The sequence below is a fragment of the Paenibacillus sp. JNU01 genome (genome assembly GCF_059130585.1).
In genome coordinates this window covers 5,893,644-5,906,826 of record NZ_CP169723.1, presented here as the reverse complement: position 1 = coordinate 5,906,826, position 13,183 = coordinate 5,893,644, and the positions used below count along the sequence as shown (strand labels likewise).

Below are 13,183 nucleotides of genomic sequence, written 5' to 3'. Positions count from 1 at the left end.
ATCTATTGTGCTGAAGCGCTCCCAGGTTGATGTTCTGGCTGCTCCTTCACGACAGAGCCGTCTTCCAGACGAAGCCATGTATCAAAGCTGCGTTGTCCCGCCTTCATCTGAATGATGCGTCCTCCGCGCAGCATGCCTTCCCTTCCATATGTACTGTGCCCACTCGAACGCCCGTAGCAGAGACGAATGCCATGGTAATTCCCGTGAAAATCATTCACATGATCATGTCCGCAAAAGGTTCCCATCACATCGCCCATCTCCAGCAGTGCAGAGAACAGCCCCGAGTTCACTTGGGCAGAACAGACAGGCTCGTACTTGCTGCCATAGCAGATCTGCGTGTCCCACATGGACTGGTATTCAGGAATCGGGATATGAAAAAACGCCAAGGCGGGTAGCTTATCTCCGCGGCTGCGGCCGGAATTGACGCGTATGGATTCAGACATCAGCCACTGGATCTGATTGGGCTGAATCCAGTCATAGCCGGGAATAGACTCAACTGTGGAATAACTCCCTGAATCGAGGAAATACAATACTGCAGCCGGACTCCCATCCGGATCGGCTACCTCCAGCGTGTAATTGCTCATCCCTGCAATCTCGCTTGGACCAGGCTCTGTCACGTTATACTCATGCTCCTGAATGACATCCATTAATCCATCGGGAGTAATCCGATTTTCCGTATCGTGATTGCCGTACACAAATGCCCACGGAATGCCACACTCTTCCACAATTGCTACGGCCTCACGGAAAGCCTGCTCCGGATGCTCACATGCCTTTTTCCCCTGATCTACCGGCCCTGTATAGATCACATCCCCTGTAAACACAACCAGATCGGGTTGTTCCGCCTGAACAACGGTATTCATTAACTTCCGGGTTCTGATATCCTCAGGACGGCCGTCTTTCCAGTGCAGATCTGTAAACTGCACAATTTTAAACGTTCCATCTTTTTGAAAAGTCAGCTGTCGCTTCACTCTTTTGACCCCCTCATTAGTAAGTAAAAATACATGTTATATAATTATGATCTCGTTACACTCTGTATGTTGTTTCTTGTGACATTATGTTGTTTTATATGATCTTATCTTCACATGATAGTACTGTCAATACATCATTAACTTCATCATCACATCTCTGTCCCATGTTCTTGGATAACAAAATAATCAAGATCCTAGACGGTGCAGATTTATTTCTTTTAAAGTACACGTTCGGCAAATTGACAAGCTTTGCTTGACCTTTTAAACTATATAAATCAACATAAATCCACAAGACTACACGAATTATAAACTTAAAATACATATGTATACGCAATACAGGAGGTTCGACAACGTATGTCTCTAACGTACGAAGAGCGCAAAAACACTATTCTTACCCGTTTGGCTACCCAAGGGAAAGTTCAGGTTCAGGCTTTGGCAGATCTGTTTCAGGTATCTACAGAAACCATACGACGTGATCTGGATCGACTCGAAAAGGAAGGCGAATTGCGTAAAGTCTATGGCGGAGCTGTTCGTGTACGTTCAGGAATGATCGAAACCCCTTTTCAAAAGCGTGCGCAGCTTCAGATGAGTGAGAAACAGCGCATCGGCATAGCAGCTGCCGCTCTGATTGAAGATGGTGAAACCGTGATGTTGGACAATGGCACAACAACACTGGAGATCATGCGTCAACTAAGAAATCGTTCACAGGTGACTGTCATCACCAACTCAGTTCCAATCCTCACCTGTGCGCTGGAAGGTTTTGCAGGTAAAATCATTTTTGCTGGAGGTGAAATCAATTCAGCGGTGCAAGCTTCCACGGGGTCAGTCACACATGAATTGCTGAGTCAGTTCAAAGTAAACAAAGCATTCATCTCTGCCGGCGGTGTTTCGTTAATGGATGGTGTAACAGACTATTTGCTGGAAGAAGCACTTGTTTCCCGCAGAATGATGGAACGAGCAGAAGAGTCCATTTTGGTAGCCGATCACACCAAATTTGGTCGATCCACGTTTGCACAGATCTCCCCCATGAATCACGTATCAATGGTCATTACAGACTCCGGATGTTCGACAGAATGGGTAGAGGCCCTGCATCAAATGGAGATTGAAACGGTTCACACGATTTGACAGTGTGAGCCATTTTTTATACCTTTATAAGGTATAATGATCGTTCTATCCTATTTTCAAGAGAGGACATTCCTGATTATGAGCAGCAAAAAAGAAATGCTTTTGAACGTCGCTGAAGAATTATTTTATCTTCATGGCTTCCATTCCATTGGATTGAAGCGAATTATTACAGATGCCGGGATCGCCATCATGACGTTATATAACCACTTTGAATCCAAGGATGACCTCATCGTTCAGGTGCTCCTCCGGCGCGAACAGCGTTATTTGGAACAGTTAAGGCAATATGCAAACAATAAAGAACAACCCATGTTTCTCAATCTGGCTGAAGGACATGCAACTTGGTTGAAAGAACACGAGTCAAGAGGTTGCTTGTTCTTACGCGCCAAAGAAGAATTCGGAGGTCATGCAGACCATATCATCGTCCAGACAGTGAATGCACATAAAAGACATATGCGAACGTTAATCCAAACATTGGCGCCTGCTGCAAGTGATCGAGATCTGATACGATTCGCCCTGCTGCTGGAGGGTTCTACGGCACTTGCTGAGACAGAAAATGTAAATGACGTCTGCCGAGAATTGATCCATATGACGCAAACCAGTTTCAAGTAGTCCTATTCCGGGTGAGTTAGTAGTTCAACTCACTTTTTTATTTAAGTGAAAATATAATGATCGTTCTATCTAAAAAGGCGGTGTATTTTATGAAAAAAATTATCTTTCCAGGCATTGCACTTATCGCTGTATGTTATGCATTCGGGCGATTCAGTTATGGATTGTTTATGCCGGAAATTTCGGAAGCCTTACACTTGAATGACGCAGCCTCCGGGGCGATTAACTCTGGAACGTATATTGCCTATTGTCTGTCCCTTCTAACGGCACCCCTGTTGATTAATCACAAGGGGCACCATTATGTCATTCAATTGGCAGGCATCAGCGCAGTGCTCGGATTAACCGGCATTGCCCTGTCTCAGAATGCATGGGTTCTTGCATTTAGTGTATTTCTAGCCGGTTTAAGTACAGGCTGGGCCTCTCCGGCCCTTGGTAACACGGTTAATGCGGAACTTGCACCGGATCTGCAAGCCAGAGGCAACAGCTGGATTAATACAGGGACCAGCTTCGGAATTGTTATATCCGGTCCACTCTACTGGCTGTTCACGGATTACTGGCGTCTAACCTACATCCTGTTTGCCGTGATCGGTGTTGTAGTTCTGCTGTGGAACAGACGTGTCATTCCGGCAACCAAGACACTGCCTTGTACCAAGTCGCTCTGGACATGTATGAAACCAACCAGACCCGGGTCTGCTCTTCTGATGGCTTGTCTGTTAACAGGTGTTAGTTCCGCAATCTACTGGACCTTTGCCCGAAACTTCCTCACGGACGAGAAAGGGGCCTCCGATTCGGAAGCCGTGTTGTTCTGGATTGTGATGGGGGTTATGGGGATACTCGGCGGATGCGCCGGACGCATTATTGAACGTATTGAGATTGGGTGGTCCTACCGGATAGGTATACTTTTATTGGCTATCTCGCTGGGGGTAATCCTGCTTCCATCCATGGCGGCAAGCCTGATCTCTGCGATCATATTTGGCAGCACATATATTTTCCTGACCAGTGTATTTATCGTTTGGGCAACGCGACTATTCAATCCCAATGTATCCATCGGAATTAGTCTTGCCTTTCTCGCGCTGGGTGCTGGGCAATTCCTCGGCTCATCCATGGCAGGTTACACGATTGAAGTGTTCTCCAATACAACGGCATTTCTGGCCTTTGCTGTACTCGGCCTGTTCGGATTGTTAATTCGAGTGAAATAAATGACAGAACAACGTTCTGATCGTTTTTTATTCTACTCGGCGTACACTTCCGGTCAGTCCATGCTGAAGCCGTACATCTGCAAAAGTAACTGTGGTCCCTTGCCCGATTGGGGATTGGGCCACGATTCCAACTTTGATCTCTTCGGGGCAATCAAGGCCAAAATAACGTACCAGTTTCCACTTCTCACCATTCTGGGAATAATGAAAAGCAAAGCTGCTGCCTGCACGGGCTACACGCAGATAAGGCTTGCTGACATCTACAGAGGATGATACACAATCATCCGAGTTACCACGGGTCACAACACTGAGAATGGACGGCTGTTCTTCAAAAAATTCAAAGCAGACTTTAGCCCAATTCGTATCGTCAACCATTACCATCAGACAGCCCGAGTCATACTGTTCTTTCATGTCCACCTGTACTTGAGTGACGATGCTGAAATCTCCCTTGATTATCGTATGTAAAAATGGAGCTGAGGCTTTCACCGGGTCACCTCCCGGATCAATGAAAAAGTCACTGACTGGCGAAACGGTTATCGTTACTTTGCCATCTTCAATGGACCAATCTGCTGGCTCGTTCAGCCATCCCAGGTTGGCAGATAAAGTCTGACCTGAACAATGTTCGAATAGATTCGTCATGTGGCACACCCTTTTTGTTGGAGTTTAAGCTGACTCATTTCTCTATTTGTATTCGGTATGTCTCATGGTTAACCCTGTAGGCTTAGCATCAAGTTCCATCCCCGTTATCTTACACCCATGTGTACGGTTGGATGAACCGCTCGTCCCACACTTGCACCTCAATATAACGTTCCGGGCCCTTATCGCCCTCCCGGTTCCATTCCTGAGGCCAACCATAGGTTTGGATCACTTCGATGATTTCATCTTTGGTATAAATCTGCTTACGATAAGGTTTAGCATCGTCAAACCTCATCGTTGGAAACAAGTCCCCGTAGGTAAAACTCACAACATCGACAGGAAGATCACCCCACGGAATGAGCACATGATCAGGTTCTGAATACCAGGACGACAACCATTCACATGCACCAAGCGTCAGGTAATGGGGATATGATTGCAGCGGCTTTCCACCTTTGGCAACAAACTGCTCATAAGCTCTATGCTCAAGCATTCTGCGAATGGCCATGTAATCTGCGGATCGCCGACTGGCAAAGTTCCTTCCCTGAAGACGGATCTGCTGAGTTACTGCTTCTGCTTCATCCGCAGACAGGCTGGAGAGATTTCTGAAAGGACCAAGACTTTGTTCAAAATAATGATAGGCATTCCAGTCGTTCAACCCTTCCACTCCCTTCATTATTAATAAGGTAATTTTATCCATAATATGATAAACTGGACATACGAGATTATTACAATGATATGAATTACAACAGGAGGAGAGCAACCTATGTTTGGCGTTAACGTGAAAAAAATAGAAGATCAACTGGTCATCCGCTGGCAGTTCTCCAAAATCGAAATCCCCATCGCACATATCTCATCGGTCACTCTGGATGATACGTACGGTGGCAGCGAACCATCCGCCATTCGGATCGGTCCGGTTAATGGCACAAGCGAGAGGATTCTGATCCGTACGGTTAATCAATCATATATCTTATTCACGAACAGTGTGAATTTATATCCCAATATCCGAGATATGCTACAACCGGCAAACTAGATTTTGGTTCGAAACAGATTATAATGTTTCTCCAAAGGACAGCTCCATTTACATATGTACCCCACCAGAAAGAAGCGTGAGTATTCGCATGAATTGTTACAGCGAATACCCACGCTTCTTTCATCTCAATTCAACGCCCCCCTTAACCTACTACACCTGAGCGCTCAATGCTCTCCACGAAATAACGCTGCACAAACAGATATAAAATAATCAGCGGTGCAATCGCCAGCAAAATACCCGTGTCCACAATCATGGCCACATAGTTCGGATCGGCCTTAATGCCCGAGTTCGAACCAAAGCCCATCAGTTGCGGAATCAACTGGTTCGCCTGAGCAGGCAAGGAAGCCACCTTCAGTGAGATCAGTGGACTTTCACTCATGAATAATGCCGAATAGAACGTATCGTTGTACTGCCACACAAAGGAGAACAGAATGACCGTAATCAGTGGTGAGATGGCATTGGGCAACATGATTCGGGCAAACGTCTTGAATCCACCAGCGCCGTCAATCAGGGCGGCCTCCTCAATCTCTTTCGGCATGCCCTTGAAGAACTGCCGGAAAATATAGATGAACAACCCCGCCTTCAGCCCTCCTGCTGTAGCCGCCGTAATCACGGAAGGCCAATACGTATTCAGCAGATTAATGCCATTCTTTCCGGTAAACAACTGGATGATGCCCATAAAGTCAAAGCTGCGGAAATGCAGATACATCGGCACCATGAGTGTGCTTGTTGGTACAAGAATCGTGAGAATCACCAGGATAAAGAGCACATTGCTACCTGGAAAAGAAAACCGGGCAAAGCCGTATCCGGCAAGTGCACAGGATATGGCTGTCAGAAGCGTTGTGATGGTAACGAACAATAACGTGTTCGCCAGCAGAGGCAGGTAATCCATCACTTGTGCCGCCAGCCGAATATTATCCAATGTAACGTGCTGAGGAATCATATAGATCGTTGGATTGTAGATATCCTGCTTATCCTTGAACGCCACTGACACTTTGAGAAATAACGGGTATAAAATAATAAATGAAATACCAATGACCAAAGCATATCTGAATATGGAATAGAGAAGGTCCGATGTTTTATTTCGCACTCGCTGCATGTGGTAATTCTGCTTCGGAACTACCACCATGCGATCTGTCCCTGATGCAGCCATAATCTGAAGCCTCCCTCAATGTGAACTGTCAGTTGTAATGAACACGCCGTGACAGTACCCAGCCCACTACGATCAGTACAAGGCCAATCACCAACGTATACAGCCAGGACATCGCCGAGCTTAAGCCAAAGTTCTGGGTTTTGAATGCGGTCTGATAGATCGCCTGCGTGACCGGACTTCCGGCAAATGAATCAATAATGGTATAGATCACATTCGTCAGAATTAACGGACTGACCATCGGAAATGTTATTTTCCAGAACGATTCATAGGCTGTCGCCCCTTCGATCTTCGCAACCTCATACATTGATCCCGGTACCGATTGCAGCGCGGCGAGGAAGATCAGAATCTGCACACCCGAACTGCTAATAATCTCATAGATCCGCATGATGGCTTCAACGATGTAATCCACATAGGCCATTGGCAATCCCACATCCGCCAGCATCCGCACAATGGATACCACATTGAACGAGGCACCACCATCAGCGGCCGCATCGACAGCACTTGCATCCCCCATTAGATTGATTAATCCCGCAGACTCTGCTGCTGCAACTGCACTGGAAGCCAGAATAACCGGCAGAAAGAAGATCGCACGTGCCATCGTCCTACCTCTGAACTTCTGGTTAAGCAGTGTTGCTGTAAACAGACTGAAGAACAGAATCATCGGCACATTCAGCAACATCGCTCCTACGGAATCCACCAGAATCCGGTTGTATGTAGCATCAACCAGAAGCGCATCCTTGAAATTTTTGAATCCAACAAAGTCCAGAACGTATCCCCCCGGAGCAACGGACAGATTACTCAGACTGAACCGAATCGATTGCAGGAGCGGTGTGGCAAAGAGGAAGATGAAACCGAGCAGCCACGGCGAAATAAATGCAAGTCCAAGCAGCGCTCTCCGTGACTTCAGTGATAATCGAATGGTTCTCATCGGTTCACTCCTCCCACCACATAGTCCGTCCCGCCAACCGTCGTTCCATCCACAGTTACTGCATCCGCATTGTAATTCACAATAATGGTTGTACCGCCAGTATAGGTGACTCGGACCACACCTTCCTGAATGCGTTCATGTCTGAGGATCTTCTCATTCACCACATCTCCCAGTACGTCTTCGGCCTGCTTATACAAAGCAATGGCGTCATCCACCCAATAACTGTACTCCGTTGCGTAGGCCGAATCATAATTCGTCAGCTTCAGCCTGGATGATGGTTCATAGGTCCATTGGAAATACGGAGCTGCTCCAAGCTCCAAGCTTCGCAGCAACTGTTTGCGGAGATCCTGATCCCCCGACATGTTCATTGGAGATGCCGCATAGTTCATGTATCCATGAATGACCATCGTATAAAAAGGAACTTCTTCATCGGTAATATTGAATCGACTTGACCCTGCGGGTACATTTACAACATGTTGGGCACTACCCCAAGCATAGCTATTCGCTGCGGATACCATCAGGTTCGGATAGGCCTGTGCCAACTTGCCCAGCTGCTCCTTCACTATGTTTTTTGCCGTCTCCCGATGAATCACCCGACTATCCCGGTAATCCGAAGTCAGAACCTGCCCCAGATCACGAAGGGATAATCCACCGAGGTCCAGTTGATTGAATTGGTCAGTAAACTTACTCACCACATAAGGAAGCTTGGCCGCTGAGAGCAGATAATAGCTGTCCTTACTCTGATCCATACGATTAAGCGCAGAGTTGTATGGATACAGTTCTGCTGTCTCCTTAGTAATAAACCGCGCCGCATCCGAGGAAGGAGTAAAACGCATATCATCGTGATAAATATGCTGGAAAGCCACATCCGGGTACAAAGCTCCACCCGACTGCTCCAGCTTAGTTGACAATGCCTGAAGTTCGGAACGACTGCCTACTTCCTTGTCCAACTTCACCTGCGTTGGCGTATGATGGCTGACACCACCGCCGAACCATCCCTGATACCGCATTTGTACACGGTTCACACCATTCTGCTGTAACTTCGCTGCCATTTCAGTGGCCTGTTCGTACGTCGTCATAGCTAAAGTGGTCCGATAGGGTACGCTAAGGAACGAAGCCTTTTTGTCCACTGCACCAAGCACATCTACATAAAACGGCAACGCTGTCTTTTCCGCGAGGGGTTTCAGCACATCCTGTTCTATTAACTGCTGTTGATACAGGCGGGCCATTCCCGAGTAACTGGCATCTTCTCCATGAAGGAAATGATAGCGGACCTGAATGTCTCCACGGTAAGGCTCTTCGCCAAGCAGCTGAATCTCCTGCATTTTCTGCGAGGTGTACATCTCCAGCTCATCCTCCCCCCGCAGGGAGAAGGTCGCATGTACATGGTTGTAGCTGTTCTGTCTGCCTCCAATATCCGCAGAGATACTGGCTATGCCGTCCCCTTTTTCAATGACTGCAAACCACGCATTCTCCCCGTTCTTCAGACCAAACACAGGCATATGCGCGGATTCACTAACCTGAGGACGACTGAGCGAATTATCATTCGGGTCTGCTCCATAGACACGCTGTACATACTGCTCTTCCTGGGTTTTCCCGTTGTTCAGGTGGATCAGACTACCCGAACCGTCAGGTACGAGCATGTAGCCTTCACCTTTCGTATCCACAGCACCAAAATAAGCGAGCAAATCAATACTTCGGATACGGTATTGCCCACTTTCCTCTATCTGACTCAGGGGCACGCTAACAACAAGCGCTCCCTTCTCCAATCGGTATTCCACAGAAATCACGAAGCTTGGCTTATCCGATACGCCTCCGCCTTCGACTCCATTCTCCTGATTGTCATAAGCGAGATCGTCCGCCGTGTAACCTGCCGTCTCGAAGGCACTCAACATCTTGTTCAATACAAGCTGCTTCGAAATCTGTCCATCCAGCCGTTCCAGAATATCCGGATTGTTCTTGGTTGGATAATAACGGGCAGATGTGTATCTAGCGACAGTCGCGTCCAGCTTGGAAAGAACCTTCTCCTCCAGTCGCTGTTTGCTAATCAACTTCGGCAGTGCATCAATCCCAAGTGATGTATCACCCAGTGTATAGTTGACCCGAATCCCTTGATCGATCTGGCCCACTGTGAATTGTTTGTTGCTTATACTCGAACTGAAATTTGGAAAGTTCTCCAAAGTGCCCATCGAATCCCGGAAAGACACGTTCAACTGGGAGGACAGCACTTCTTTCTCATACGCAGAAGCAAGACCGTCCTCAGCCCGTTCTTTCGGGTTGCTGTACCAGACCTCTCCACTTTTCCCGTCACGTACTGCAATTTCCGTTGTCTCCTCGTTATAGTACAGAGCCAAGCCCTGATCTTCGGCGACCAATTGCATACCAGGCACCCCCTGCGAAGAGTCGACAAGGAACTTCAACGGTTCCTCCGTGACAGGCATAGCTCTGATTGTTGTGTCCTGATAAGCCGCAGCTTCTACGGCAGGAATGCCCCTGTTGTTTATATACAGCAGTCCTGCTGCAATCATGATTACAGCTGCACCACCAGCCAGCACCGTATATAGTCGTTGCCTTTGGTTCACGGATGCCGCCTCCTTTAGGTCCGAAAAATCAACTCGCGGTAGATGTTATAACCGAATTCGTACAACTGTTGCAGCATGCTGAAGACGAGTGCGCCAAGGAATACAATAATGCCCATCACGATGAGTGTCAGCACCATCGTAACGATCGTTTTAATCACCGTGTACTGGTGTACCGTCATCATGCCAATGAACAGAAGCAGTACAAACCAGAAAAACGCGATGCTATTGAACAGATAATAAAAAGCAGTCTCCTCCTGCACCATGAACCGGCTAATCACGATCATCGGGGCATAGACCAGAATAACCGGAATGAGCGAGTAACCTGTTGCCAGAACGATTTCCCTGAACTTGCCTTCCCCTTCCATCAAGGTTGTTACTGCCCAATTGGCCGTGCACCATAGAAAGAAAGGCGCCGCAACTGTGGCGATCTCAATGATGCTGTTAATCGTGCGAGGGTCGATGTAATTGACGAGAAATCCTGCATACTGCTTTTGCAGAATCATCATGATAATGGTAAGCGCGAGTGCTGCAAAAGCAACAAGCAGCCGTCCCCGGTTATCCGACTTGAGGTCCCAGAATGCATCAATGGGGTGAAAAATGAGATGCAGCGGGAACTTAATGAAATCCTGCTTCACGATCGACCTGCCTCCTCCGTCTCCATTTAGCCGCCACCCGGGTCAGGATCAGAATGACAATCAGCGCAATCACAGCGGTCAGGAATGTACCAAAGTGTTCCTTCATCATCTCTCGCCGATGCCTCTTGAACGCGACAGAATAACTCTTGCGATCCATCCCAAGTTCGAAGTACCCCAGCGCCTCCTCGTTTTTCTTCTCCATTAATAAGGACTTGCCGATACCGATATAGGCGATGTCATAGTTGGCATTCAGCTTAAGCACTTCTCTCCATATATTCACGGCTTCCGTGTCCTCGCCTCGATAGTGGAGTGCGACCGCTTCATTCACACGGGAACCAAAACGGGTTGGCTCGTAGACAACAAGATTGTTCTTCCCCCGGTCCAGAACCAAGTGGTGCTCACCCGATTGTTCAATCGCAACTGGCGTTTTGAGCGTGCCCACCTGATTTCCTTTGCCACCATATATGTAGAGCAGATGACCTTCATCGTCGTACGTGAACACCCGATTCTGTGTCGCATCCAGTACACTGTACATGCCATCGCCGAGCACTTTCACATCAATCAGTTTGGATGGACCGGGATTGTTACGGAACCGGATATCGCCTTTGACGTCGTAATAACCAAACCGCTTCAGTACATCTTCGCCAGACGGGTTAAGGCGTTTGATCGGTTCATTCGAGCCTGGATCAATATTCGTCGCATATACGAAACCTTTGGGGTCGATATCCGCATTGGAGAACTCTGTTGGCACAAACAGAACCATCTGTGCACGCTGGGCTTTGGTGGATAACATGCGCCAGATATATTCGCCGTAGTCCCGCTCCACTTTGTTGGTACCAACGTATCCGATAAATGTCCCACTCTCGTCAAACTGCATAATGCCTTCGTAGACCCCTTGTGCCACAACATATACGCGACCTACATGATCAACCGTCAGTTTCAAGGGCTGGAACTGGAATTGGGTCGACAGGATATCCGACTCCGGCTCGGTTATGATATGAAGCAGCCTCCCTTCTCCATCCAAAACAACCACTCGACTGTTGCCCGTATCGGCGATGTATATGTGTTCTTCTTCATTCACGAACAATCCGCCCGGAAGATTAAAGCTCTCTTTGCTGCCCTCTGTCATGAATCCATCGATAACGCGCAGCAACTTAAATTCCGGGTCCAATACGACAATTCGATTGTTGCCACTATCCAAAATGTAGATCAACCCGGACGGAGAAACGTTCACATCACCGGGGTCTTTGAACTCACTAATGCCGAGGTCACGGCCTGAAATGGTGCGCTCAGGCAGATAGGCATCTGGTGAAGGAACAGCCTCTTTCCAGTAGTTGTAGTTATAACTCTCATACGGCGCCGGGGAGGCCGCCGCAGGCACGGCATTCACCAGCAGCAGAGATACTGCCGCCAGGAGAACAAGCCATCTTTTCACTGTGCGTGCCATATCGTTCCCCCTTAATCCTTCATGCCCGAGCTCGCCATCGTCTCAATGATTCGGCTCTGAGAGAAAATAAATAGCGTGATCGGCACACTCATCAAAATCAGTGCTACCGCAGCACCCGCTCCTGCCCGGGATATTCCGCCCTGAATAATCTGACCTGCTGCATAATGCAGGGTCTTGAGCTGCTCGCTGTAGATGTACCCATTGCCATCACTGCCCCATAACATCTGGAACAGCAGAATGATCAATGTAAGCCAGGCTGGCTTCACATTGGGCATGACAATGGACCAGAAGATCCGGTATTCACTGGCACCATCAATCTTGGCCGCTTCCAGCAGTGCATCCGGGATCTGCTCCATGAACTGTTTCATCAGATATAACCCAAGTGAATAGGCAAATGCCGGAATAATAACAGCCCAGTACGTGTCAATCCATCCGAGCCATGACATGATCATATAGTTCGGAATGGCCGTAACTGCCGGTGTGAACATCAGTGATAGTACGACCACTTGGAACATGAATACTTTGCCTGGAAACTTGTGCTTCGCAAGCGGGTAGGCGGCTGCGGAAGCCAGAAGCACATGACCTACAATTCCGATACCTGTAATAAATACCGTGTTAAATATATAGCGTGAAAACGGCACCCACGAGTCACTCAGCAGATTCAGCAGATCTGTAAAGTTGCTGAATGTGGGATTTTTGACAAACAGCGTTGGCGGAAAGGTGAAAATCTCATCCAATGGTTTGAATGCATTGTTGATCGCATAGATCAACGGCAGCACCATGAAGGCACCAAATACGAGCAGAAGGGCAAACAGGGAGAGACTTCCTGATAGCGAGCGATTCACCCGCTTTTTGCCTGTTGCAATTGCAGCCATAG

Annotated in this window: 13 protein-coding genes; 4 read left to right on the top strand and 9 right to left on the bottom strand. The window is 47.9% G+C overall.

The window, feature by feature from the left end; translation table 11 throughout:
- Nucleotides 1-2: 2 nt before the first annotated feature.
- Nucleotides 3-968 (bottom strand): metallophosphoesterase family protein, encoded by a 966-nt coding sequence (locus NLBNIHML_RS25940; RefSeq protein ID WP_494353146.1) that lies wholly within the window; start codon nucleotides 966-968, stop codon nucleotides 3-5.
- A 354-nt stretch (nucleotides 969-1,322) separates the two neighbouring features.
- Between NLBNIHML_RS25940 and NLBNIHML_RS25935 the strand changes: the two genes are divergently transcribed.
- The 3 genes from NLBNIHML_RS25935 (at nucleotide 1,323) to NLBNIHML_RS25925 (ending at nucleotide 3,898) form a co-directional block, all read left to right on the top strand.
- Nucleotides 1,323-2,093 (top strand): DeoR/GlpR family DNA-binding transcription regulator, encoded by a 771-nt coding sequence (locus tag NLBNIHML_RS25935; RefSeq protein ID WP_494353145.1) that lies wholly within the window; start codon nucleotides 1,323-1,325, stop codon nucleotides 2,091-2,093.
- 78 nt (nucleotides 2,094-2,171) lie between these two features.
- Nucleotides 2,172-2,702, top strand: a complete 531-nt coding sequence (locus NLBNIHML_RS25930; RefSeq protein WP_339259946.1) for a TetR/AcrR family transcriptional regulator — start codon at nucleotides 2,172-2,174, stop codon at nucleotides 2,700-2,702.
- An 89-nt stretch (nucleotides 2,703-2,791) separates the two neighbouring features.
- On the top strand, nucleotides 2,792-3,898 hold the full coding sequence (locus NLBNIHML_RS25925; protein ID WP_494353144.1) for an MFS transporter: 1,107 nt from the start codon (nucleotides 2,792-2,794) through the stop codon (nucleotides 3,896-3,898).
- Between the two features lie 27 nt (nucleotides 3,899-3,925).
- Here the strand turns inward: NLBNIHML_RS25925 and NLBNIHML_RS25920 are convergent, their stop codons facing one another.
- The gene (locus tag NLBNIHML_RS25920; protein ID WP_494353143.1) at nucleotides 3,926-4,534 is read right to left on the bottom strand and encodes a DUF1349 domain-containing protein; all 609 of its coding nucleotides are present in this window, start codon (nucleotides 4,532-4,534) and stop codon (nucleotides 3,926-3,928) included.
- Nucleotides 4,535-4,643: 109 nt separating this feature from the next.
- Nucleotides 4,644-5,186, bottom strand: coding sequence for a hypothetical protein (locus NLBNIHML_RS25915; RefSeq protein ID WP_494353142.1), 543 nt, complete (start codon nucleotides 5,184-5,186; stop codon nucleotides 4,644-4,646).
- Between the two features lie 108 nt (nucleotides 5,187-5,294).
- Between NLBNIHML_RS25915 and NLBNIHML_RS25910 the strand changes: the two genes are divergently transcribed.
- Nucleotides 5,295-5,561 (top strand): SunI/YnzG family protein, encoded by a 267-nt coding sequence (locus NLBNIHML_RS25910; RefSeq protein WP_339240728.1) that lies wholly within the window; start codon nucleotides 5,295-5,297, stop codon nucleotides 5,559-5,561.
- Nucleotides 5,562-5,703: 142 nt separating this feature from the next.
- Here the strand turns inward: NLBNIHML_RS25910 and NLBNIHML_RS25905 are convergent, their stop codons facing one another.
- From NLBNIHML_RS25905 to NLBNIHML_RS25880, 6 genes are read right to left on the bottom strand one after another with little or no spacing between them, the layout of a single operon-like run.
- The gene (locus tag NLBNIHML_RS25905; protein WP_310333748.1) at nucleotides 5,704-6,714 is read right to left on the bottom strand and encodes a carbohydrate ABC transporter permease; all 1,011 of its coding nucleotides are present in this window, start codon (nucleotides 6,712-6,714) and stop codon (nucleotides 5,704-5,706) included.
- Nucleotides 6,715-6,742: 28 nt separating this feature from the next.
- Nucleotides 6,743-7,642: a carbohydrate ABC transporter permease gene (locus NLBNIHML_RS25900; protein ID WP_339259938.1), complete on the bottom strand. Its 900-nt coding sequence runs from the start codon at nucleotides 7,640-7,642 to the stop codon at nucleotides 6,743-6,745.
- A complete protein-coding gene (locus NLBNIHML_RS25895) occupies nucleotides 7,639-10,224 on the bottom strand; it encodes a DUF5696 domain-containing protein (RefSeq protein WP_494353141.1) in 2,586 nt (861 codons plus the stop codon). The genes NLBNIHML_RS25900 and NLBNIHML_RS25895 overlap by 4 nt, the downstream gene beginning before the upstream one ends.
- Before the next feature lie 14 nt (nucleotides 10,225-10,238).
- A complete protein-coding gene (locus tag NLBNIHML_RS25890; RefSeq protein WP_494353140.1) occupies nucleotides 10,239-10,859 on the bottom strand; it encodes a YIP1 family protein in 621 nt (206 codons plus the stop codon).
- Nucleotides 10,840-12,306: an NHL repeat-containing protein gene (locus tag NLBNIHML_RS25885; protein WP_494353139.1), complete on the bottom strand. Its 1,467-nt coding sequence runs from the start codon at nucleotides 12,304-12,306 to the stop codon at nucleotides 10,840-10,842. The genes NLBNIHML_RS25890 and NLBNIHML_RS25885 overlap by 20 nt, the downstream gene beginning before the upstream one ends.
- A gap of 11 nt (nucleotides 12,307-12,317) precedes the next feature.
- Nucleotides 12,318-13,181, bottom strand: a complete 864-nt coding sequence (locus NLBNIHML_RS25880) for a carbohydrate ABC transporter permease (RefSeq protein WP_017689719.1) — start codon at nucleotides 13,179-13,181, stop codon at nucleotides 12,318-12,320.
- Between the last annotated feature and the right edge of the window lie 2 nt (nucleotides 13,182-13,183).